Origin of the sequence: Microbacterium sp. (genome assembly GCF_047606385.1) — a bacterium.
Lineage (GTDB): Bacteria > Actinomycetota > Actinomycetes > Actinomycetales > Microbacteriaceae > Microbacterium.
This window is the reverse complement of the sequence record NZ_JASGEL010000130.1, coordinates 59,268-81,650: the sequence shown is the minus strand read 5'-3', so window position 1 is coordinate 81,650 and position 22,383 is coordinate 59,268. Positions and strand designations below refer to the sequence as shown.

Sequence of the window (22,383 nt, the reverse complement as noted above, 5' to 3'; positions counted from 1 at the left end):
CGTGTCCGAGGCCCTGCCTAGACTTGGCGCGTGCCCATCGTCCCCGTGTCCGACCATGCCCACAGCGCCGGAAAGCTCAGCGTCCGCGGCGCCCGCGTCCACAATCTGCGCGACGTCGACGTCGACATCCCCCGGGAGAGCCTCGTCGTGTTCACGGGTCTGTCCGGGTCGGGCAAGTCGAGCCTCGCGTTCGACACGATCTTCGCGGAAGGGCAGCGCCGCTACGTCGAGTCGCTGAGCTCCTACGCGCGGCAGTTCCTCGGCCAGGTCGACCGTCCCGACGTCGACTTCATCGAGGGGCTGAGTCCCGCGGTGAGCATCGACCAGAAGTCGACCAACCGCAACCCGCGCTCCACGGTCGGCACCATCACCGAGATCCACGACTACATGCGTCTGCTGTGGGCGCGCATCGGCGTGCCGCACTGCCCCGAGTGCGGCGAGGTCATCCAGCGGCAGACCGTGCAGCAGATCGCGGACCGGCTGATGGAGCTGCCGGAGCGCACGCGGTATCAGATCGTGGCGCCGGTGGTCACGCAGAAGAAGGGCGAGTTCGTCGACCTGTTCGCCGAGCTCAGCGCGAAGGGCTACGCACGTGCGGTGGTCGACGGCGAGCTCGTGCAGCTGTCCGAGCCGCCGGCGCTGAAGAAGAGCTACAAGCACGACATCGCGGTCGTCGTCGACCGGCTCGTGGCCGGCCCCGACATCCTGAGCCGTGTCACCGACTCGGTGGAGACCGCGCTGGGGCTCACCGGCGGCATCGTGCAGGTCAACTTCGTCGACGAGGAGGGGGATGCCGCGTGGCAGAGCTTCAGCGAGAAGCTCGCCTGCCCGAACGGCCACCCGCTGGCGCTGACCGAGATCGAGCCCCGGACCTTCTCGTTCAACGCGCCCTTCGGCGCCTGCCCCGCCTGCTCCGGCCTGGGCACGCGCATGTCGGTGGACACCGACCTGATGCTCGGCGACGAGGAGCTCTCGATCCGTGACGGCGTGCTGATCCCGTGGACCACGCAGGGCAAGGGACTGTTCCAGTACTACGAGCGGCTGCTCGAAGGGCTCGCCGACGACCTGGGCTTCTCGCTGTCGACGTCGTGGAAGGACCTGCCGCCCGAGATCCGGGACGCCGTGCTGCACGGCGACAACTTCAAGGTCACCGTCCGGTTCAAGAACCGCTACGGCCGGGAGATGCGCTACACCTCCGGCTTCGAGGGCGTCGTGCCCTACATCGAGCGGCAGTACCAGCAGGCGGAGTCCGACAACCAGCGGGCGCGATGGGGGGAGTACCTGCGCGAGGTGCCGTGCCCGGTGTGCGCCGGCGACCGGCTCAAGCCCGAGGTGCTCGCCGTGCTGGTGCACGGTCACTCGATCGCCGACGCCTCGCGGCTGAGCCTCGCCGAGGCGCAGCGCTACTTCGCCGACCTCGAGCTCACCGACCGGGAGGCGACGATCGCCGCCGCCGTGCTGCGCGAGATCCGGGCGCGGCTCGACTTCCTGATCCAGGTGGGCCTGAACTACCTGAGCCTCGGTCGCTCGGCCGGCTCGCTCTCCGGCGGGGAGGCGCAGCGGATCCGCCTGGCCACCCAGATCGGATCGGGCCTGACCGGCGTCCTGTACGTGCTCGACGAGCCCTCGATCGGGCTGCACCAGCGGGACAACCGCCGGCTCATCGAGACGCTGACGACGCTGAAGGACCTGGGGAACACCCTCATCGTCGTCGAGCACGACGAGGAGACCATCCAGGCCGCCGACTGGATCGTCGACATCGGCCCGCGTGCCGGCGTCGACGGCGGCACGGTCGTGCACTCCGGCCCCTACGCCGAGCTGCTGGCCGAGAAGTCCTCGCTCACCGGCGACTACCTCGCCGGCCGCCGCGCCATCCCGACGCCGTCGACGCGTCGACGCATCGACCGCAAGCGTCAGCTGACCGTCGTCGGCGCGCGGGAGAACAACCTGCGCAACATCACGGCGTCCTTCCCGCTCGGGGTGATGACCGCGGTCACCGGCGTCAGCGGCTCGGGCAAGTCGTCGCTCGTGAACGACATCCTGTACCAGGTGCTCGCCGCGCGCCTGAACGGCGCCCGCACCGTGCCGGGCAAGCACACGCGCGTCACCGGACTGGAGGAGCTCGACAAGGTCGTGCACGTCGACCAGGCCCCCATCGGGCGCACGCCCCGCTCGAACCCGGCGACCTACACCGGGGTGTTCGACCGCATCCGGACCCTGTTCAGCGAGACGCCGGAGGCGAAGGCGCGCGGCTATCAGCCGGGCCGGTTCAGCTTCAACGTCAAGGGCGGGCGCTGCGAGGCGTGCGCGGGCGACGGCACCATCAAGATCGAGATGAACTTCCTGCCCGACGTGTACGTCGACTGCGAGGTCTGTCACGGCCAGCGGTACAACCGCGACACGCTGACGGTGCACTACAAGGGCAAGAACATCGCCGAGGTGCTCGACATGCCGATCGCCGAGGCGGCCGTGTTCTTCGAGCCGATCCAGGCGATCCACCGCTATCTGCGGACGCTCGTCGAGGTCGGCCTCGGCTATGTGCGGCTCGGCCAGTCCGCGACGACGCTGTCGGGCGGGGAGGCGCAGCGCGTCAAGCTCGCGACCGAGCTGCAGCGCCGGTCCAACGGGCGCAGCGTCTACGTCCTCGACGAGCCGACCACGGGTCTGCACTTCGAAGACGTCCGAAAGCTCCTCGAGGTGCTGAACGGGCTGGTCGACAAGGGGAACACCGTCATCGTCATCGAGCACAACCTCGATGTCATCAAGTCCGCCGACTGGGTCGTGGACCTCGGCCCCGAGGGCGGCTCCGGCGGGGGCACGGTCGTGGCCACCGGGACCCCCGAGCAGATCGCCGCGGAGCCGGCCAGCCACACCGGCGCGTTCCTCGCCGAGATCCTGGGGGCGCCCGCCGCGCGCAAGGCCGGCTGAGATGGCGGACGTGCTGCCGTACCGGCCGAAGGCGGGGGAGATCCCGACCAGCCCCGGCGTCTACCGGTTCCGCGACGCCGACGGCCGTATCCTCTACGTCGGCAAGGCGAAGAACCTGCGCGCGCGGCTCTCGAACTACTTCGCCCCGCTGCACACGCTGCACGAGCGCACCCGCCGCATGGTCACCACGGCGGCATCCGTCGAGTGGACCGTGGTCGGCAGCGACGTCGAGGCGCTCCAGCTCGAGTACATGTGGATCCAGGAGTTCACGCCGCCGTTCAACGTGCGCTACAAGGACGACAAGTCCTACCCGTACCTGGCGATCACGCTCGCCGACGAGGCGCCCCGCGTCATCGTCACGCGCAACCACCGCATCTCAGGGGCGAAGTACTTCGGGCCGTACCCGAAGGTGTGGGCGGTGCACGACACGATCGACCTGATGATCAAGGTGTTCCCGATCCGCACCTGCTCGGACGCGTCGTACAAGAAGGCGATGGCGACCGGCCGCCCGTGCTTCCCGGGGCAGATCGGACGCTGCGGGGGCCCGTGCTCGATGACCGTCACGATCGCCGAGCACCGCGCCATCGTCGACGACTTCGTCGCCTTCATGTCCGGCGGCGACCAGCGGTTCACCCGCGAGCTCACCGCCCGCATGAACGACGCCGCCGCGGCCATGGAGTACGAGGCGGCCGCCGCGTACCGCGACAAGCTGGCCGCGATCGACGCCGTGCTCACCCGCAGCGCGCTCGTGCTGCCAGGCGACACGGATGCGGACCTGTTCGGCATCGCCGAGGACGAGCTGGCCGCCGCCGTGCAGCACTTCGTCGTGCGCGGCGGGCGGGTGCGCGGCGTGCGCGCCACCACCGTCGACAAGGAGATCGACATCTCCGGCGCCGACCTCGTCGATCAGGTGCTCCAGCGCACCTACGGGGACGCCGCGGCCGCCGACATCCCGAAGCAGGTGCTCGTGCCGCAGCTGCCCGACGACGCGGCCGAGCTCGAGCAGTGGCTGCGCGAGAAGCGCGGGCGCAGCGTCTCGGTGCAGGTCGCGCAGCGGGGGCGCAAGGCCGAGCTGATGAAGACGGCGACGCTGAACGCGCAGCAGGCGCTGATGCTGCACAAGACCCGTCGCTCCAGCGACTACGTCGCCCGCACGCAGGCGCTCACCGACCTGCAGGAGGCGCTCGACCTGGCGGAGGCGCCGCTGCGCATCGAGTGCTACGACGTGTCCCACCTGTCCGGCACGAACGTCGTCGCCTCCATGGTCGTGTTCGAGGACGGGCTGCCGCGCAAGGACCAGTACCGCTCGTTCTCGGTGCCCGAGACCACCGACGACACCGACTCGCTGTTCCAGGTGCTGACCCGCCGCCTCGCCTACCTCGACCGGCCCGAGCCGCAGTCGGAGGAGGGCGGCAAGCGCCCCCGCTTCGCGTATCCGCCGCAGCTGCTCGTCGTCGACGGCGGGCAGCCGCAGGTCGCCGCGGCCGCGCGGGCGCTGGCAGGCGCCGGTCACCCCGAGATCGCGCTGTGCGGCATCGCGAAGCGGCTCGAGGAGATCTGGCTGCCGGACCAGGACTACCCGGTCATCCTGCCCCGCACCTCCGAGGCGCTCTATCTCGTGCAACGGCTGCGCGACGAGGCCCACCGGTTCGCGATCACGCACCAGCGCAGACGGCGGGGACGCGACATCACGACGGTGCTGACCGAGGTCCCCGGCCTCGGCGAGGCGCGCATCAAGGCGCTCCTGCGCCGCTTCGGCTCCGTCGCCGCGCTGCGCAAGGCGTCGGCCGCCGAGATCGCCGAGCTGCCGGGGATCGGCCCGAAGCTCGCGACCGCGGTGCACGAGCATCTCGCCGCTCGCTAGGCTGGGCGCGAACGAGAGCGGGAGAATGTCGGAAGATCAGGCCCGGAACGCAGGCGAGGTGCTCATCGTCACCGGCATGTCCGGCGCCGGCCGATCGACGGTCGCGAACGCGCTCGAGGACCTCGACTGGTACGTCGTGGACAACCTGCCGCCGCAGATGCTGCGCCCGCTGCTCGAGCTCTCCGACCTCGCCCAGGGCGCGGTGCCGCGCGTCGCGGCCGTCGTCGACGTGCGCGGCCGGGAGATGTTCGCCGGTCTCCCGGAGGCGGCGCTGTCGCTGCGGGACGGGCGCCCCGTGCGGGTGCTGTTCCTCGACGCGAGCGACGACGTGCTGGTGCGCCGGTTCGAGGCGGTGCGGCGTCCACATCCGCTGCAGCAGCGCGGGACGATCGTCGACGGCATCCGACGCGAACGCGCGCTGCTCGCCCCGCTGCGCGAGAGCGCCGACGTGATCCTCGACACGAGCACGTACAACGTCCACGATCTCACGACGAGGATCGGCGAGCTGTTCGCCGCCGAGGGCGCGCCGGCCCACACGCTGACCGTGATGAGCTTCGGCTTCAAATACGGGCTGCCCCCGGACGCCGACCTCGTCGCCGACATGCGGTTCCTGCCCAACCCGTTCTGGACCGAGGAGCTGCGCTCCCTCACCGGGCAGGACGAGGCGGTCAAGGACTTCGTGCTCGACCAGCCCGGCGCGCGGGAGTTCCTCGACGCCTATGCGCGAGCGCTGCGCCCGGTGCTGGAGGGGTATCAGCGCGAGAACAAGCGGCATTCCATCGTGGCCATCGGCTGCACCGGGGGGAAGCACCGCTCGGTGGTCATGGCGCAGGAGCTCGCCGGGCTGCTCGCCGACGTGCACGGCGTGGCGGTCGCCGTCACGCACCGCGACCTCGGGCGCGAGTAGGCTGGGACGTCGTTCCCCATCCGCCTGCTTGAGGAGTACTGTGCCGCTGACCGCCGACGTGAAGGCCGAACTCATCACGGTGCGGGACCCGCGTCCCTCCGCCCGGGCGGCGGAACTGACGACCGTGCTCCGGTTCGCCGGGGGCCTGCACTCGATCGCGGGCCGCGTCGCCGTGGAGGCCGAGCTCGACTCGGAGCAGCTCGCCCGCCGCGTCGGCCGCGACCTCGTCGAGCTGTACGGCGTGCGCCCGGAGCTCGCCCACGTGCAGGGCTCCGCCGGTCGCGCCGGCAGCCACGTCGCCGTGCGCGTCATCGAGGGCGGCGAGACCCTCGCCCGTCAGACCGGGCTGCTCGACGTGCGCCGTCGGCCGGTGCGGGGTCTGCCCAACCGGCTCACCACCGGCGCGCGCCCCGACCTCGCGGCCGTCTGGCGGGGGGCGTTCCTCGCCGCCGGCACCCTCACCGACCCCGGTCGCTCCGCCGCGCTCGAGATCGCATGCCCGACGGGGGAGGCCGCCATGGCGCTCGTGGGCGCGGGCCACCGCATCGGCATCGGCGCGAAGGCGCGCGAGGTGCGCGGCGCGCCGCGCGTCGTGGTGCGCGAGGGCGAGGCCATCCGGACCGCTCTGGCCGAGATGGGCGCACGCAGCGCAGCCGAGGAATGGGACCAGCTCCGTCAGCGTCGCGAGGTGCGCGCGGGCGTCAACCGGCTCGTCAACTTCGACGATGCGAACCTGCGTCGCTCCGCGCAGGCGGCCGTCGCGGCATGCGCGCGGGTGGAGCGCGCGATGCAGATCCTCGGCGACTCGATCCCCGATCACCTGCGGGAGGCCGGCGAGCTGCGCCTCGCGCACCGTGACGCGAGCCTGGACGAGCTCGGTCACCACGCCGACCCGCCGCTGACGAAGGACGCCGTGGCCGGCCGCATCCGGCGCCTGCTCGCCATGGCGGACAAGAAGGCCGAGGCCGACGGCGTCCCCGGCACCGAGTCGGCGGTGCCGGCCGGCGTCGAGGACTGAGCTCGTCGCATGCCGTCACATGGGAATCAACCCCGGTGCCGCCCCGTTCCCGGTCACTAGGATGAACACCGTCACCCTCGCCGCGTCGGGGAGTCCGGCGCGGCGCCGACAGGAAGAAGAGGACATGGCGAAGTACACGTTGCCCGAGCTCCCGTACGACTACGCCGCGCTGGAGCCGCACATCAGCGCGACGATCACGGAGTTGCACCACGACAAGCACCACCAGGCGTATGTGACGGGTGCGAACACCGCGCTCGAGCAGCTCGCGGAGGCCCGTGACAGCGGGAACCTCGCGAACGTGAACAAGCTCGAGAAGGACCTCGCGTTCAACCTCGGCGGACACACCAACCACACCATCTGGTGGACCAACCTCTCCCCGGACGGCGGCGACAAGCCCACCGGCGAGCTCGAGGCGGCGATCGGCGACCACTTCGGCTCGTTCGACAAGTTCCAGGCCCACTTCACCGCCGCCGCCCTCGGCGTGCAGGGCTCCGGCTGGGCCGGGCTGTTCTGGGACTCGATCGGCGAGAACCTGATCATCCAGCAGTTCTTCGACCAGCAGTCCCAGTTCGCCGCGGGCACCGTTCCGCTGCTGCTGCTGGACGTGTGGGAGCACGCGTATTACCTCGACTACAAGAACGTCCGCGCGGACTACGTGAAGGCGTTCTGGAACATCGTGAACTGGGCAAACGTGCAGTCCCGCTTCGCCGCCGCCCGCGAGAAGACGGCGGGTCTGCTGGTAGTGTCGTGACCGGTTGAGGATGCTCCGGGGTCCCGTACCGCGGGGCCCCGGCATCCTCCTGCCACACCCTCCAAACCTCCTGCCGCGCGAGGCAACGAGCCTTCGCGGCGCGACAAGAAAACGGGAGACACCGTGACCGTCAAGATCGGCATCAACGGCTTCGGCCGGATCGGACGCAACTTCCTGCGAGCGGCCCTCGAGCAGGGCGCGGACCTGGACATCGTGGCGGTGAACGACCTCACCGACAACAAGACCCTCGCGCATCTCCTGAAGTACGACTCGGTCGGCGGACGCCTCGCCGAGGAGGTCTCCTACGACGGCGACTCCATCACCGTCGGCGGCAAGAGCATCAAGGTGTTCGAAGAGCGCGACCCCGCGAACCTCCCCTGGGGCGAGCTGGGCGTCGACATCGTGATCGAGTCCACCGGCCGGTTCACGAAGGCCGTCGACGCGAAGAAGCACATCGACGGCGGCGCCAAGAAGGTCATCATCTCCGCGCCCGGCACCGACGTCGACGGCACCTTCGTCATGGGCGTCAACGACGGCGACTACGACCCGGCGACGATGCACGTCATCTCCAACGCCTCCTGCACCACCAACTGCCTCGCCCCGCTCGCGAAGGTGTTCAACGACAACTTCGGCATCGAGCGCGGCTTCATGATGACCGCGCACGCCTACACGGCCGACCAGAACCTGCAGGACGGCCCGCACGGCGACCTGCACCGCGCGCGTGCCGCCGCCATCAACATCGTCCCGGCCGCGACCGGCGCGGCCAAGGCGATCGGCCTGGTGCTGCCCGAGCTCAACGGCAAGCTCAGCGGCTCGTCCTACCGTGTCCCGGTGCCCACCGGCTCGATCGTCGACCTCACGCTGATCACGCCCACGGAGGGACTGACCGCCGAGGCGATCAACGCCGCCTACGAGAAGGCCGCCGCCGAGGGCGCCCTGGTGGGCTACCTGAAGTACAACACCGACGCGATCGTGTCGACCGACATCGTGCACGACCCGCACTCCTCGGTCTTCGACGCCGGACAGACCAACGTCAGCGGCAACCTGGTCAAGGTGTCGTCGTGGTACGACAACGAGTGGGGCTACTCCAACCGCCTCGTCGACCTGACCGAGCTCGTCGCCGCCAAGCTCTGAGATCCGGCCATGGCACTGCGCACCCTCGCCTCGCTGGGGGCGCTCGCCGGCAAGCGCGTCATCGTCCGTGCTGACCTGAACGTCCCCCTGCGGGACGGGGTCATCACGGACGACGGCCGTGTGCGGGCGACGCTCCCGACCCTCGACGCCCTGATCGAGCAGGGCGCTCGCCTGATCGTCTGCTCGCACCTGGGCCGCCCCGACGGCGCCCCCGACCCGAAGTACAGCCTCGAGCCGGTCGCGCAGCGACTGTCCGAGCTGCTCGGCAAGCCGGTCGCGTTCGCCCGCGACACCGTGGGCGAGTCGGCGCACGAGGCCGTCGCCTCCCTCGCGGACGGGGATGTCGCCGTCATCGAGAACCTGCGGTTCAACCCCGGAGAGACGGCGAAGGACGACGCCGAGCGCCGCGCCTTCGCCGGTCGGCTGGCGGAGCTGGGAGAGGTGCTCGTCTCCGACGGCTTCGGGGTGGTGCACCGCAAGCAGGCCAGCGTCTACGACCTCGCCGAGCTCATCCCCTCCGCCGCCGGGTTCCTCATCGAGAAGGAGGTCGACGTGCTCGACCGTCTCACCGAGAACCCGGAGCGGCCGTACACGGTCGTGCTCGGCGGCTCGAAGGTCAGCGACAAGCTGGGCGTCATCGCGCACCTGCTGCCGCGCGCGGACAAGATCCTCGTCGGCGGCGGGATGCTGTTCACCTTCCTCGCCGCGAAGGGCTACCGCGTCGGCACGTCGCTGCTCGAGGCGGACCAGATCGACACCGTCACCGGCTACATGGCCACCGCGGCGGAGAAGGGCGTCGAGCTGCTCCTGCCCGTCGACGCCGTGATGGCGGCGTCCTTCAGCGCGGACGCCGAGCACGTGGTCGCCCCCGCCGACGCGCTCGAGGACACCGCGTTCGGCGCCGACGGTCTGGGCCTGGACATCGGTCCGGCGACGGCGGAGATCTTCGCCGACGCGATCCGCGGGTCGAAGACGGTCTTCTGGAACGGCCCGATGGGCGTGTTCGAGATGCCGGCGTTCGCCGCGGGCACCAAGGCGGTCGCGAAGGCCCTGACCCAGGTCGACGGCCTGTCCGTCGTCGGCGGCGGCGACTCCGCCGCGGCGGTGCGGCAGCTCGGGTTCGCGGACTCCGACTTCGGCCACATCTCCACCGGCGGCGGGGCGAGCCTGGAGTTCCTCGAAGGCAAGAAGCTTCCCGGACTGGAGGTGCTCGGATGGTCCTGAGCCGAACCCCGCTGATCGCGGGCAACTGGAAGATGAACCTCGACCACCTGCAGACCGTGGCGCTGGTGCAGAAGCTGCACTGGACGCTCAAGGACGCCGGTCACGAGAACGACTCGGTGGAGGTGGCGATCTTCCCGCCGTTCACCGATCTGCGCACCGCGCAGACGCTCATCGACGCGGACAAGATCGCGTTCGCGCTCGGCGCGCAGGACCTCTCGGTCCACGACTCGGGGGCGTACACGGGCGAGGTGTCGGGCGCGTTCCTGGCCAAGCTCGACTGCCGTTACGTCATCATCGGCCACTCCGAGCGGCGCGAGTACCACGACGAGACCGACGAGGTCGTCGCGGCGAAGGTGCAGGCCGCTCTCCGGCACGGCCTGGTGCCGGTGATCTGCGTGGGAGAGACCGCGGCGGACCTGGAGGAGTTCGGCGCGAGCGCCGTCCCGGTGGGCCAGCTCGAGATCGCGCTGGCGGGAGTGCCCGCCGACGCCGACATCGTCGTCGCCTACGAGCCGGTGTGGGCCATCGGCTCCGGCCAGGCCGCGACGCCCGAGCAGGCGCAGGAGGTGTGCGCGAAGCTCCGGGAGGTCGTCGCGCGCGTGGTCGGAGCGGATGCCGCGGCACGCACCCGCATCCTGTACGGCGGCTCGGTGAAGTCCTCGAACATCGCGAGCTTCATGCGCGAGCCCGACGTGGACGGCGCCCTGGTGGGTGGCGCGAGCCTGGTCGCCGACGAGTTCGCCGCCATCATCCGGTACCAGAAGCACGTCGGCGTCTGACGCCGCCGTATACTTGATCCTCGTGCGACCGGAGAACGGGCGCACGGAAAGGTTGCGACCCGTGGAGATCCTCGAGTTCGTGCTGCAGGTGATCCTCGGCATCACGAGCCTGCTGCTGACCCTGCTGATCCTGCTCCACAAGGGGCGTGGCGGCGGCTTGTCCGACATGTTCGGCGGCGGCATGAGCTCGGCGCTCGGCTCGTCCGGCCTCGCCGAGCGGAACCTCAACCGCTTCACGGTGGTGCTGGCGCTGCTGTGGTTCGTCTCGATCGTGGCGCTCGGGCTGATCACCAAGTTCACGGGGCTGGTGTAGCCGTGGCCACGGGGGGCAACGCCATCCGCGGCACGCGTGTCGGGGCCGGTCCCATGGGGGAGCAGGACCACGGCTTCCACGCCGACCGTGTCGCGGTCTCGTACTGGGACGCGCTGGGCAACGAGACCGTCCGCTACTTCGCCGCCGGCATCCCGGAGGAGGAGATCCCGGACACGATCGACTCGCCCCATTCGGGTCTTCCCGCCGGTCGCGACAGGGAGAACCCGCCGGCGCTGTCGAAGACGGAGCCCTACAAGACGCACCTGGCCTACGTGAAGGAGCGTCGCACCGAGGACGAGGCCGAGCAGCTGCTCGACGAGGCGCTGCAGAAGCTGCGCGCGCGTCGCGGGCAGTAGCTCAGTCCTCGATCGACTGCGGGGGCAGCTGCGCCGCCGCGGCCTCGTCGACGAAGAACACGGTGGCCTTGCGTCCCTTGGCTCCCGCCGCGGGGACGCTCTGATAGCTGGCGCCGGCGACCGCGAGACCCAGGGCGGACGCCTTGTCGGCCCCGGTCAGCACGAGCCACACGCGGCGTGACGAGTTGATGACCGGCCGGGTCACCGTGATGCGCTCGGGCGGCGGCTTGGGCGAGTCCCGCACGGCGAGCGCGGCGCGCTCGGTCACGCGGATCTCCGGGCGGTCCGGGAACAGCGATGCGATGTGGGCGTCGGGACCGACGCCCAGGAAGCAGATGTCGAACGAGGGCCACGCGCCCACGTCGGGGTCCGCGAAGCGCGCCAGCTCTGCGGCATAGGCGTCGGCGGCGGCGTCCAGGCCCAGCCCGTCGTCGCTGCCGGCCATCGTGTGCACGTTCCCGGGGGTCGCGACCTGGTCCAGCAGCGCGGCGAAGGCGCCGACGTCGTTGCGGTCGGCGTCTCCGCGCGGGACGAAGCGCTCGTCGCTCCACCAGAAGTGCACGAGCGACCAGTCGACCTGGTCCCGGCGGGGATCAGCGGCCGCGGCGGCCAGCACGCGGGCGCCCATCGACCCGCCCGTCAGCGAGACGTGGGTCGTCTTGCCGGCCGAGGTGCGGGCGAGGAGACGTCCGATGAACCGGGCGGCGACCTCGGCCGCCAGCGACTCCGCATCCGGTCGGACCACGACTCGCTTCTCGGCGGTGATCCCGGCCACGCATGCCTCCTAGGCGTCGCTCAGATCCAGCAGCACGCGGCTCTGGGTGATGACCCGACCATACAGGAGGTCGGGGTCGAGGCGTCGCAGCTCCTCCGCGAGGCATTCGCGCAGCGAACGGCGGGGGAAGGCGAGCTCGTGGGTCGGCTGGCCGGGCTGGGTCAGCACGGCGACCGCCGACTCGGGGCGGGCCAGCAGGATGTCGCCGTCCGCGCGGGTCAGGCGCACCGACTTGATGCCGCTGGCCCATTCGTCGGTCGGCAGGTACCGCCAGCTGACCGGCACGTCCAGCTGCAGCCCGAGCCACGCGGCCAGCAGCGGCGTCGATGGCGAGTCGACGCCGCCGAGCACCTCCGCGGCGGTCACCGTCTCGTACGGCGGCTGGTCGAGCACGGCCGCGAGCTGCTCGCGCCAGCGGGTCAGCCGCGTCCACGCGAGGTCGGTGTCGCCGGGGGCGTAGAGGGCGCCCAGGCCCGCGACCCACGCGTGCGGGTCGGCCTGCGTGGCGGCGTCCGTGATGCGGCGCTGCGCGATCCGGCCGATCGCGGTCTGCGACGGCACCGGCGGGGTGTCACCCGGCCACCAGGCCACGACCGGGGCGTCCGGCAGCAGCAGACCGGTCACCAGGCTCTCCGAGTTCGACCCGGCCGCCCCGTACGCGTGCAGCACGACGACCTCGCTCGCGCCGGCGTCGCCGCCGACGCGGATCTGCGCGTCGAGTCGCGGCTCGGCGTCCGGATCCTTCTCGATCAGCACGATGACGCGCATCGGATGCTCGCGCGAGGCGTCGTTGGCGGCCTCGATGGCCTCCTCGTCGACGCCGTGGTGGCTGAGGATGATGAGGGTCAGCACGCGGCCGAGGGCGACGGCGCCGCCCTCCTCGCGGACGCTCACGAGCGCCTTCGAGATCTTGCTGACGTTCGTGTCGGGCAGGTCGACGATCACGGGCGCCTCCAGGTGCGGCCATCGCGGGCGAGGAGCTCATCGGCGGACGCCGGGCCCCAGGAGCCGGGGGCGTACTGCTCCAGCGGTCCGCCCTCCGCGGTCCAGAACCGCTCGATCGGGTCGAGGATCTTCCAGCTGAGCTCGACCTCCTCGTGGCGGGGGAACAGGGGCGGGTCGCCCAGCAGCACGTCCAGGATGAGGCGTTCGTACGCCTCGGGGCTGGCCTCCGTGAACGCGTGCCCGTAGCCGAAGTCCATCGTCACGTCGCGGACCTGCGTGTCGGCGCCCGGCACCTTCGACCCGAACCGGATCGTCACGCCCTCGTCGGGCTGCACCCGGATGACCAGCGCGTTCTGACCGAGGCTGGAGATCGCGTGGCGGCCGAACAGGTGCTCGGGGGCGCGCTTGAACACGACCGCGATCTCGGTGACGCGGCGTCCGAGGCGTTTGCCGGTGCGCAGGTAGAACGGGACGCCGGACCAGCGGCGGGTGCCTATCTCGAGCTTGACGGCGGCGTAGGTCTCGGTCGTCGAGCGCGGGTCCATGCCGTCCTCGTCGAGGAAGCCGGTCACCTTCTCGCCGCCCTGCCAGCCGCCGGCGTACTGGCCGCGCGCGGTCGCGAGCGCGAGGTCGTCGGGCACGCTGACCGCGGCCAGCACCTTCTCCTTCTCCGCCCGCAGCTGCGTCGCGTCGAAGCCGATGGGCTCCTCCATCGCCGTCAGGGCGAGCAGCTGCAGCAGGTGGTTCTGGATGACGTCGCGCGCCGCGCCGATGCCGTCGTAGTAGCCGGCGCGGCCGCCGACGCCGATGTCCTCGGCCATCGTGATCTGCACGTGGTCGACGTAGTTGCGGTTCCAGATCGGCTCGTACAGCTCGTTGGCGAAACGGAGCGCGAGGATGTTCTGCACCGTCTCCTTGCCGAGGTAGTGGTCGATGCGGAAGATCGAGTCGGCCGGGAAGGCGCTGCGCAGCGCGTCGTTCAGCGCCCGGGCGGAGTCGAGGTCGTGCCCGAACGGCTTCTCGATCACGACGCGCCGCCACCGGTCGGAGGCGCCCGCGGTGTCGTCGACGAGACCGGAGTCCTTGAGCTGCCGGGCCACGGTCGCGAAGTTCTTCGGCGGGATCGACAGGTAGTAGGCGTGGTTGCCCATCGTGCCGCGCTCGGTGTCGAGCCTCTCGACGGTGTCGCGGAGCCGCCGGAACGCCTCCGGGTCGTCGAACTCGCCCTGGACGAAGCGGATCCCCTGCAGCAGCTGCTGCCAGGTCTCCTCGCGGAACTCGGTGCGGGAATGCGTGCGCACCGCGTCGTACACCACCTGGGCGAAGTCCTCGTCGGCCCAGTCTCGCCGGGCGAACCCGACGAGACCGAACCCGGGGGGCAGCAGCCCCCGGTTGGCGAGGTCGTACACCGCCGGCATGAGCTTCTTGCGCGACAGGTCGCCGGTCACGCCGAAGATCACCAGTGCGCTGGGGCCGGCGATGCGGCTGAGCCGGCGGTCGTCCGGATCGCGCAGCGGGTTGTGGGAGCGTGAGATCGCCACGGTCATGGGGCCTGGCCTCCTACTGGGCGGCTTCGAAGAGGGTGAGGACCTCTGCCTGCGGATCGGTGAGGGTGATCGTGACGACCGGACGGCCGTGCGCGGCGAGCACGCTCGCGTCGCCGGCGGCCTGCGCCGCGATCAGCTCGCCGAAGGTGAACGGCCGGCCGGGGATCTCGACGTCGACGTCCGTCTGCTCGAGGATCTGCAGAAAGACCCCGGTGGCGGGCCCGCCCTTGTGGAACTGCCCCGTCGAGTGCAGGAACCGCGGACCCCAGCCGAACGTGGCGGGCCGGCCCGAGTCCGCGGCGGCGAGCTCCCGGAGCCCCTCCAGCTGGGGCAGCTCGAGCCGGTTCACGTAGGCCTGGATCGCGACGTAGCCGTCGTCCGGCACCCGGGCCCACAGGGCGTCCAGGACACCGGCGACCGTGCCGGAGGCGGCCAGCTCCGGGTCGCTGACGCGCACCTCGACGCCCGCGGCGGTGAACGCCGGCGCGGCCTGCTCCGGCCTGGCGTCCAGCAGCCCGCGGGTCGCCTCCTTGGCGGACTCGACGTCGGGCTGGTCGAACGGATCGATGCCCAGCATCCGGCCGGCGATCGCCGTGGCGTACTTCCACACGATGAACTGGGCGCCCAGCGATCCCGCGATCAGCACCTCGCCGTGATGGCGCTCGAACAGGTGGTCGTGGTGGGCGTTGTCGACGAACCGCACGATCTGCAGGTCGGCCGGGGGGTTCTCGACCTCGGGCGAGACCGGCAGGAGCACGACCGGCAGGATGCCGGTGCCGTCCTTGCCGGTGGACTCGGCGATCAGCTGCTCGATCCAGTCCGGCAGGCCCTGGATGTGCGTCCCGTCGGAGACCAGGCCCAGCTTGTCCTTGCGGGGCTCGCCGCCGGCGATCGCCGCCGCGAGGACCAGGGCCGGATTGCGCGGATCGTCGATGGAGACCTCGAGCAGGGTGGCCTCGGCCTCGTCGAGCAGCTCGCCGATGTCGGCGCCGGCCAGGCCCGCCGGCACCAGCCCGAAGGCGGTCAGCGCGGAGTAGCGGCCGCCGACGGTCGGGTCGGCGTTGAAGACGGTGTACCCGTCGGCGCGCGCCGACACGTCCAGCGGGGAACCCGGGTCGGTGACCACGACGATCCGGCCGGCCGGGTCGATGCCCAGATCGCGGAACGCGGCCTCGAACGCGCGCTTGGCGGAATCCGTCTCGACCGTGGAGCCGCTCTTGGACGCGACGACGAGCGCCGTCTGGGCCAGCCCGCCGGCCTCGGCGTCGCCGTCGAGAGCGGCGAGCACCTGTCCGGGAGCGGTCGAGTCGAGGACGACCAGCGGCACGCCGGAGGTCGCGGCGATGACCTCGGGCGCCAGCGACGACCCGCCCATGCCGGCCAGCACGATGCGGGTGACGCCGTCCGCGCGGAGCACGTCCCGCAGCGTCTCGATCTCGGACACGAGCGGCCGGGAGACGGTGACCGCGTCGACCCAGCCCAGGCGTCTCGCGGCCTCCGCCTCGGCGGCCGCGCCCCAGAGGGCGGCGTCCTGCGCGGTGATCCCGGACGCCACGAGCGAGGACGCCAGCCCCGGGAGCGTCTGCGCCACGACGTCCTGGACGGGGCCGCTCAGGTGGATCTCGAAGCTCACTTGGCCTGCTCCAGGGCGGCGCGGACGGTGTCCTGGAGGTCGTGCCACGAGACGATGAACTTCTCGACCCCCTCGTCCTCGAGCACCTGGGTGACGTCGGCGAAGTCGACGCCGACCGCGGCGAGGTCGTCGAACACGGCGTGCGCGTCGGCGTACTCGCCGGTGACCGTGTCACCCGTGATCACGGCGTGGTCGAACGCCGCCTCGAGCGTCTTGGCCGGCATCGTGTTCACCGTGCCGGCCGCGACCAGCTCGGTCACATACAGCGTGTCGGGCAGGGCGGGGTCCTTCACGCCCGTGGAGGCCCACAGCGGACGCTGCACCGTCGCGCCGCCCTCGACGAGGTCGCGGGCGCGCGAGGTGCCGAAGGCCTGCTCGAACAGCTCGTACGCGAGCCGGGCGTTGGCCACCCCCGCCTTCGACTTCAGCGCCAGCGCGGCATCCGTGCCGATCGCGGTCAGCCGCTTGTCGACCTCGGTGTCCACCCGCGAGACGAAGAACGACGCGACGGACTGGATCTTGGACACGTCGATCCCGGCGTCCCGCGCCTTCTCGACGCCGGCGAGGTAGGCCTCGATGACCTCGGCGTAGCGCTCGAGCGAGAAGATGAGGGTGACGTTCACGCTGATGCCCGCCCCGATCACCTCGGTGATGGCGGGCAGGCCCGCCTTCGTGGCGGGGATCTTGATGAGCGCGTTCGGACGGTCGACCTTCGCCCACAGCTTCTTCGCCTCGGCGATCGTGGCCGCCGTGTCGTGGGCGAGGTCGGGGGACACCTCGATCGACACCCGGCCGTCCACGCCGTCGGTCGCCTCGTACACGGGACGGAAGATGTCGGCCGCGGCCTGCACGTCCTCGGTCGTCAGGGCGAAGATCGCCGCGTCGACATCCGCGCCCTGCTGCGCGAGCTCGGCCAGCCTCGCCGCATAGGAGTCGTCGTCCTTGTTGCCGATCGCGCCCTGGAAGATCGTCGGGTTCGTCGTGACCCCCACGACGTCTCGCGACGCGATCAGGTCGGCGAGGTTGCCGGAGGTGATGCGCGAACGCGAGAGGTCGTCGAGCCAGATGCTCACTCCGGCGGCGGACAGCTGCTCGGTGGGCGTGCTCATGCGTTCTCCTTGATGGTCTCGGACGCCGCCGAAACGACGGCCTCGGTGGTGAAGCCGAACTTCTCGAACAGCGTCTTGTAGTCGGCGGAGGCGCCGAAGTGCTCGATGGAGATCGACCGGCCGGTGTCCCCGACGATGCCGCGCCAGCTCAGCGCCGTGCCCGCCTCGATCGACACGCGGGCCTTGACGGCGCTCGGCAGCACCGCCTCGCGGTAGTCCGCGTCCTGCTCGGCGAACCACTCCAGGCTCGGGGCCGACACGACACGGGCGCCGATGCCGACGTCGGCGAGCCGTGCGCGGGCGTCGACGGCGAGGGACACCTCGGAGCCGGTGGCGATCAGGATGACGTCGATCCTCCCCTCGGGGGCCTCGGCGAGCACGTACGCGCCGCGCACGGCCGCGGCGGCGGACGCGAACGTGTCGCCGTCGGCGTCCCCGTCGCCGCGCTCGTACACCGGGATGTTCTGGCGGGTCAGGGCGAGACCGGCGGGTCCGCCGTGCCGGCGCAGCAGCTCGAGCCACACCACGGCGGTCTCGGTCGCGTCGGCGGGACGCACCAGCGTGAAGTTCGGGATGGCGCGCAGCGTGGCCAGCTGCTCGATCGGCTGGTGCGTGGGGCCGTCCTCGCCCAGGGCGATCGAGTCGTGCGTCCACACGAACAGCGTCGGGATGTTCATGAGGGCGGACAGCCGCACCGGCGGGCGCATGTAGTCGCTGAAGATCAGGAACGTGCCGCCGAACGGACGCGTCGGCCCGTGGAGCACGATGCCGTTGAGGATCGAGCCCATCGCGTGCTCGCGGATGCCGAAGTGGAGCACCCGCCCGTACGGCGAGCCGCTCCACTCGTGCGTCGACCACTCCTGCGGGATGAAGGACGCCGCGCCCTTGATCGTCGTGAGGTTCGACTCGGCCAGGTCGGCCGAGCCGCCCCACAGCTCCGGCAGCCGCTCGGCGAGGGCGTTGATGACCTGCCCGGACGCCGCACGGGTCGAGACGTCCTTGCCCGCGGGGAACACCGGCAGCGCGTCGGCGATGTCCTCCGGCAGCTCGCGGGCCTGCAGCCGGTCCAGGAGCGCCTTCCGCTCCGGGTTCGCGGCCGCCCATTCGTCGAACGCCTGCTGCCAGGCGGCCTTCTCGGCCTCGCCGCGGGTCACCAGCTCGCGGGTGTGGGCGATGACGTCGTCGGCGACGGCGAAGTGCTGCTCCGGGTCGAAGCCGAGCACCTTCTTGGTCGCGGCCAGCTCCTCCGCCCCGAGCGCCGAGCCGTGCACCTTGCCGGAGTTCTGCTTGCCGGGGGAGGGCCAGCCGATGATCGTCTTGAGGATGATCAGGCTCGGCTTGTCGGTCTCGCCCTTGGCCCGCTCGATCGCGTCGTACAGCTCCGCGACGTCCTCGACGTACTGGCCGGTCTTCTTCCAGTCCACGGTCTGGACCTGCCAGCCGTAGGCCTCGTACCGGGCGGCGACGTCCTCGGTGAACGCGACGTTCGTGTCGTCCTCGATGGAGATCTGGTTGGAGTCGTAGATGACGACGAGGTTGCCGAGCTGCTGGTGGCCGGCCAGGCTCGACGCCTCGCTGGTCACGCCCTCCTCCAGGTCGCCGTCGGAGGCGATGACGTAGATGAAGTGGTCGAACGGGGAGGTGCCGGGCGCGGCATCCGGGTCGAACAGGCCGCGCTCGTAGCGGGACGCGTACGCGAAGCCGACCGAGGAGGCCAGGCCCTGGCCGAGCGGGCCGGTCGTGATCTCGACGCCCTTGGTGTGCCCGTACTCGGGATGGCCGGGCGTCAGCGAGCCCCAGGTGCGCAGCGCCTCCAGGTCGGTCAGCTCGAGCCCGAACCCGCCGAGGTAGAGCTGCACGTACTGGGTCAGCGACGAGTGGCCGGCGGAGAGGACGAAGCGGTCGCGGCCGAGCCAGTGCGGGTCCGCGGGGTCGTGACGCAGCACGCGCTGATACAGCAGGTACGCGGCCGGGGCCAGGCTCATCGCGGTGCCGGGGTGGCCGTTGCCGACCTTCTCCACCGCGTCCGCCGCGAGCACCCGCGCGGTGTCCACCGCGCGCCGGTCGATCTCATCCCAACGAAGCTCCGACACCGGGCCGCCTTTCTCATGGATTCGGAGCGCCCAGGCCATGACCGAACCGCGGCCCTTGTCCGGGTGGAGAAGGGGGATCGGCGCCGGGCGCGCGTATTGCCCAGCATAGCGAAGCGGCTCGCCGCCGAGGCCATGAGAGGCAACTGCGCGACATACTCTTCGGCACGCGTCGGCGCGCCCGGTGACGGGAGGATGACGCGCGCATCACGATCCGCTCACGAGCACGGACCGGCCGTTGTGAGAGCGCCCTCGCCGGCCCCGGCGCCGGCGGAGGCGGCTCCGGGCGATGCCATAGACTTGGGGGAGTTGCGCAGCCGGCGAAATGCGGGGGAGATGGACATCACGACCACGGGGATCGACGCCACGGTCGGCCACCACTCGCTCGGCGCCACGGTCCGCGCCTACATCGCGCTGACCAAGCCGCGGGTGCTCGAGCTGCTGCTGGTGACGACGGTGCCGGTGATGATCCTCGCGCAGGGCGGTCTGCCGAGCCTGTGGCTCGTGCTCGCCACCGTCGTCGGAGGCTCGCTGAGCGCCGGATCGGCCGCGGCGTTCAACATGTACCTCGATCGTGACATCGACGCGCACATGCAGCGCACCGAGAACCGGCCGCTGGTCACCGGCGAGGTCTCGCCGCGCGGCGCCCTGATCTTCGCGTGGACGCTCGCGGTCGTCTCCACGCTGTGGCTGCTCGTGACCACCAACTGGCTCGCCGCCGCGCTCTCGGCCGCCGCCATCTTCTTCTACGTCGTGATCTACACGATCCTGCTCAAGCGCCGCACCGAGCAGAACATCGTGTGGGGCGGGATCGCGGGCTGCTTCCCGGTCGTGATCGGCTGGAGCGCCGTGACGGGCACGCTGTCGTGGGCGGCCGGCATCCTGTTCGTGCTCGTGTTCCTATGGACGCCGCCGCACTACTGGCCGCTGTCGATGAAGTACCGGGACGAGTACGAGGACGTCGACGTGCCCATGCTCGGCGCGACCCGCAACGGCTCGCAGGTCGGCCTCCAGGTCATCCTGTACGCCTGGGCGACCGTGGCCTGCTCGCTGCTGCTGATCCCGGTCGCGCAGATGGGGCTGGTCTACGGCGTCGCCGCGTTCGTGTTCGGCGGCTGGTTCCTGTACGAGTCCCACCGCATGTACGGCCGCGCGGTGCGCGGCACCGAGCCGCGACCGATGCGCGTGTTCCACGCCTCCATCACGTATCTGACCCTGCTGTTCGTCGCGATCGCCGTCGACCCGCTGCTGCCGTTCTGACGGCGGCGCCCCGCGGCGCGCCCCGCCGCATGACGCGACTCCCGCGAGCCCGTACTCATGCCGCGAGCCCGTACTCGAAATCCGTGGATCCGGTACGGGTTCGCGGATGGAGTACGGGCTCGCGAAAGGCGCTCAGCGCTTCGCGCTCTTCTCGTCGGCGTCGGCGTCGGCGTCGTCGGCGACGACCTCGGTCTCGACGACGACGTCCTCGGCGACGGGCTCGTCGTCGACCGCGTACTCCTCGTCGGTCCAGTCGATGGCCTCGACGACCTCGACCGGCCGCGCGACGAACGACTTCACGATCACGAGCGCGAGCGTGAGGAACAGGCCGAACAGGCCCGCGCCGATGAAGGCGGCGGCGAAGACGGCCCACGACTGGCCGACGTACACCTCGACGCCGGTCGCGGTGCCGTCGTTCAGGGTGTTGGTCATGACGGTGAGCTTGTCGATCGTCAGCCAGGCGCCGTAGCCGAGGCTGGCGAGGGAGGCCACGAGCAGCAGCCAGAAGGGGAAGCTGCGCGTCAGGCGGGGGGTGGTGTTCATTGCGGGGTCACTCCTCGAACGTGCGGCACGGGCTGCCGCAGCATCCGTCACTGTGCCGAATACGACCCAGCGCTGTCAATGCGAACCCTATGCATTCACTGAGGATGACACCGTCGCGGGGGACGCCGCCGGCGCGCGGAGGCGCAGCACGACGACCGTCATGGCCGCGGCGGTCAGGCTCGCGAGGACCATGTGGATGCCGACGGCGATGGCCGGCAGACCGGTGCGGGCCTGGTAGAGCCCGACCGCGATCTGCACGAGCTCGACCGCCAGGAGCACGGTGAGCCATCCCCGCGTCGGCAGCCGCCGCAGCCACGCCGCGGCCGCCAGCACGATCGTCAGGGCGAACAGCGCATAGGCCGGCCAGGAGTGCACATGCTCCAGCAGCGTGGCGTCGAACCCGTTCCGTCCGGCCGAGTCGTCGCCCGAATGCGGACCGGCTCCCGTCGTCAGCACGCCGAACACGATCGTCACCGCCAGCACCAGGGTGGTCACGTGCGTCGTGATCGCGTACCAGCGGGGCACCGCGCGCCGCCGCGGGCCGGGGGCCGTGGCCAGTCTCGCCACGATCGCCGCGCACACGCACACGAGCGTCAAGGACGCGACGTAGTGGAACCCGACGATGAAGGGGTTCAGCCCGGTCCACACCGTGATCCCGCCCACGACCGCCTGCGCGACGATCCCGGCCATCACGATCCACGCGAGCACGAACAGGTCGCGCCGGGCCCGGCGCAGCCGCCACACCGCGAGCAGCAGGAGGAGCGCGAGGACGCCCAGCACCGGGCTCATCATCCGGTTGCCGAACTCGATCAGCGAGTGCACGCTCTCGTCCACGAGCGCCGCGGTCGGCACCAGCGACCCGGCGGTGCACAGCGGCCAGGTGTCGCAGCCGAGCCCGGAGTCGGTGAGGCGCACGGCGCCCCCGGTGCCGATGATGACGACGTTGCCGACGAGGTTCAGCCACGCGATCACGCGCACCCGCCGGTCGACGCGGTCCGGCAGCCAGCCGCGGAACCGGGTCCACGGACGCGGACGCGATGTCTCGGACGTCGAGGTCGACATGGGGGTGCCTCCTGGTGCGCCACGCCCCGGGCGTGCGCCGTGGGTCGCCACCCGGCCCACGGCCGGAGGGGATACCTGTAGAATCGAGGGGTTCGGGATGCGGCGCATGGCCGTCTCGTCACGGACAGTTTAGGTGGCGCACGCG

Annotated in this window: 19 protein-coding genes; 11 read left to right on the top strand and 8 right to left on the bottom strand. The window is 71.2% G+C overall.

From position 1 onward, the window contains the following. Positions 1–30: 30 nt before the first annotated feature. The 10 genes from uvrA to QM626_RS13255 all read left to right on the top strand — a co-directional run bounded on the left by uvrA (position 31) and on the right by QM626_RS13255 (position 11,274). On the top strand, positions 31–2,928 hold the full coding sequence (gene uvrA, locus QM626_RS13300) for an excinuclease ABC subunit UvrA (protein ID WP_415077434.1): 2,898 nt from the start codon (positions 31–33) through the stop codon (positions 2,926–2,928). Position 2,929: 1 nt separating this feature from the next. Continuing rightward, positions 2,930–4,792 carry an excinuclease ABC subunit UvrC gene (gene uvrC, locus QM626_RS13295; protein WP_415077433.1) on the top strand — a complete coding sequence of 621 codons (1,863 nt, stop codon included), beginning with the start codon at positions 2,930–2,932 and terminating at the stop codon, positions 4,790–4,792. 25 nt (positions 4,793–4,817) lie between these two features. Beyond that, on the top strand, positions 4,818–5,699 hold the full coding sequence (rapZ, locus tag QM626_RS13290; protein WP_415077432.1) for an RNase adapter RapZ: 882 nt from the start codon (positions 4,818–4,820) through the stop codon (positions 5,697–5,699). Positions 5,700–5,739: 40 nt separating this feature from the next. Beyond that, complete coding sequence (gene whiA / locus QM626_RS13285; protein WP_415077431.1) at positions 5,740–6,717, top strand: DNA-binding protein WhiA; 978 nt, start codon at positions 5,740–5,742, stop codon at positions 6,715–6,717. Positions 6,718–6,841: 124 nt separating this feature from the next. Then, entirely contained in the window at positions 6,842–7,468 is a 627-nt protein-coding gene (locus QM626_RS13280; RefSeq protein WP_415077430.1) for a superoxide dismutase, read from the top strand. A gap of 123 nt (positions 7,469–7,591) precedes the next feature. Then, complete coding sequence (gene gap / locus QM626_RS13275) at positions 7,592–8,602, top strand: type I glyceraldehyde-3-phosphate dehydrogenase (protein ID WP_415077429.1); 1,011 nt, start codon at positions 7,592–7,594, stop codon at positions 8,600–8,602. 9 nt (positions 8,603–8,611) lie between these two features. Then, on the top strand, positions 8,612–9,826 hold the full coding sequence (locus QM626_RS13270) for a phosphoglycerate kinase (protein WP_415077428.1): 1,215 nt from the start codon (positions 8,612–8,614) through the stop codon (positions 9,824–9,826). Then, entirely contained in the window at positions 9,817–10,605 is a 789-nt protein-coding gene (tpiA, locus tag QM626_RS13265) for a triose-phosphate isomerase (RefSeq protein ID WP_415077427.1), read from the top strand. The genes QM626_RS13270 and tpiA overlap by 10 nt, the downstream gene beginning before the upstream one ends. 61 nt (positions 10,606–10,666) lie before the next feature. Next, positions 10,667–10,918 carry a preprotein translocase subunit SecG gene (gene secG / locus QM626_RS13260; protein ID WP_415077426.1) on the top strand — a complete coding sequence of 84 codons (252 nt, stop codon included), beginning with the start codon at positions 10,667–10,669 and terminating at the stop codon, positions 10,916–10,918. A gap of 2 nt (positions 10,919–10,920) precedes the next feature. Next, complete coding sequence (locus tag QM626_RS13255) at positions 10,921–11,274, top strand: RNA polymerase-binding protein RbpA (protein WP_415077425.1); 354 nt, start codon at positions 10,921–10,923, stop codon at positions 11,272–11,274. Between the two features lies 1 nt (position 11,275). Here QM626_RS13255 and pgl read toward each other — a convergent pair whose 3' ends face one another. Genes pgl through tkt form a run of 6 tightly spaced genes read right to left on the bottom strand, consistent with a single transcriptional unit; the run spans position 11,276 to position 19,376 of the window. Continuing rightward, positions 11,276–12,040, bottom strand: a complete 765-nt coding sequence (pgl, locus tag QM626_RS13250) for a 6-phosphogluconolactonase (RefSeq protein WP_415077460.1) — start codon at positions 12,038–12,040, stop codon at positions 11,276–11,278. Positions 12,041–12,058: 18 nt separating this feature from the next. Then, entirely contained in the window at positions 12,059–12,994 is a 936-nt protein-coding gene (locus QM626_RS13245; protein ID WP_415077424.1) for a glucose-6-phosphate dehydrogenase assembly protein OpcA, read from the bottom strand. Further along, complete coding sequence (gene zwf / locus QM626_RS13240; protein WP_415077423.1) at positions 12,991–14,541, bottom strand: glucose-6-phosphate dehydrogenase; 1,551 nt, start codon at positions 14,539–14,541, stop codon at positions 12,991–12,993. Before zwf ends, QM626_RS13245 begins: the two co-directional genes overlap by 4 nt. A 13-nt stretch (positions 14,542–14,554) precedes the next feature. Beyond that, positions 14,555–16,174: a glucose-6-phosphate isomerase gene (locus tag QM626_RS13235; RefSeq protein WP_415077422.1), complete on the bottom strand. Its 1,620-nt coding sequence runs from the start codon at positions 16,172–16,174 to the stop codon at positions 14,555–14,557. Further along, positions 16,171–17,283: a transaldolase gene (gene tal / locus QM626_RS13230; RefSeq protein WP_415077421.1), complete on the bottom strand. Its 1,113-nt coding sequence runs from the start codon at positions 17,281–17,283 to the stop codon at positions 16,171–16,173. The genes QM626_RS13235 and tal overlap by 4 nt, the downstream gene beginning before the upstream one ends. Further along, positions 17,280–19,376: a transketolase gene (gene tkt / locus QM626_RS13225; RefSeq protein ID WP_415077420.1), complete on the bottom strand. Its 2,097-nt coding sequence runs from the start codon at positions 19,374–19,376 to the stop codon at positions 17,280–17,282. Before tkt ends, tal begins: the two co-directional genes overlap by 4 nt. A 333-nt stretch (positions 19,377–19,709) precedes the next feature. Here tkt and QM626_RS13220 point away from each other — a divergent pair, with 333 nt between their 5' ends. Next, entirely contained in the window at positions 19,710–20,633 is a 924-nt protein-coding gene (locus QM626_RS13220) for a heme o synthase (RefSeq protein WP_415077419.1), read from the top strand. Between the two features lie 132 nt (positions 20,634–20,765). Here the strand turns inward: QM626_RS13220 and QM626_RS13215 are convergent, their stop codons facing one another. Together QM626_RS13215 and QM626_RS13210 are read right to left on the bottom strand one after the other, a co-directional pair. Further along, a complete protein-coding gene (locus QM626_RS13215; protein WP_415077418.1) occupies positions 20,766–21,176 on the bottom strand; it encodes a hypothetical protein in 411 nt (136 codons plus the stop codon). Positions 21,177–21,263: 87 nt separating this feature from the next. Next, positions 21,264–22,238 (bottom strand): COX15/CtaA family protein, encoded by a 975-nt coding sequence (locus QM626_RS13210; RefSeq protein ID WP_415077417.1) that lies wholly within the window; start codon positions 22,236–22,238, stop codon positions 21,264–21,266. Positions 22,239–22,383 lie beyond the last annotated feature (145 nt).

What these genes read in the sequence shown, in the direction of transcription:
- uvrC (WP_415077433.1), top strand. Translation starts at nt 2,930, where the DNA reads ATGGCGGACGTGCTGCCGTACCGGCCGAAGGCGGGGGAGATCCCGACC.
- rapZ (WP_415077432.1), top strand. Translation starts at nt 4,818, where the DNA reads ATGTCGGAAGATCAGGCCCGGAACGCAGGCGAGGTGCTCATCGTCACC.
- QM626_RS13280 (WP_415077430.1), top strand. Translation starts at nt 6,842, where the DNA reads ATGGCGAAGTACACGTTGCCCGAGCTCCCGTACGACTACGCCGCGCTG.
- QM626_RS13270 (WP_415077428.1), top strand. Translation starts at nt 8,612, where the DNA reads ATGGCACTGCGCACCCTCGCCTCGCTGGGGGCGCTCGCCGGCAAGCGC.
- tpiA (WP_415077427.1), top strand. Translation starts at nt 9,817, where the DNA reads ATGGTCCTGAGCCGAACCCCGCTGATCGCGGGCAACTGGAAGATGAAC.
- zwf (WP_415077423.1), bottom strand. Translation starts at nt 14,541, where the DNA reads ATGACCGTGGCGATCTCACGCTCCCACAACCCGCTGCGCGATCCGGAC.
- tal (WP_415077421.1), bottom strand. Translation starts at nt 17,283, where the DNA reads ATGAGCACGCCCACCGAGCAGCTGTCCGCCGCCGGAGTGAGCATCTGG.
- QM626_RS13220 (WP_415077419.1), top strand. Translation starts at nt 19,710, where the DNA reads ATGGACATCACGACCACGGGGATCGACGCCACGGTCGGCCACCACTCG.
- QM626_RS13215 (WP_415077418.1), bottom strand. Translation starts at nt 21,176, where the DNA reads ATGAACACCACCCCCCGCCTGACGCGCAGCTTCCCCTTCTGGCTGCTG.
- QM626_RS13210 (WP_415077417.1), bottom strand. Translation starts at nt 22,238, where the DNA reads ATGTCGACCTCGACGTCCGAGACATCGCGTCCGCGTCCGTGGACCCGG.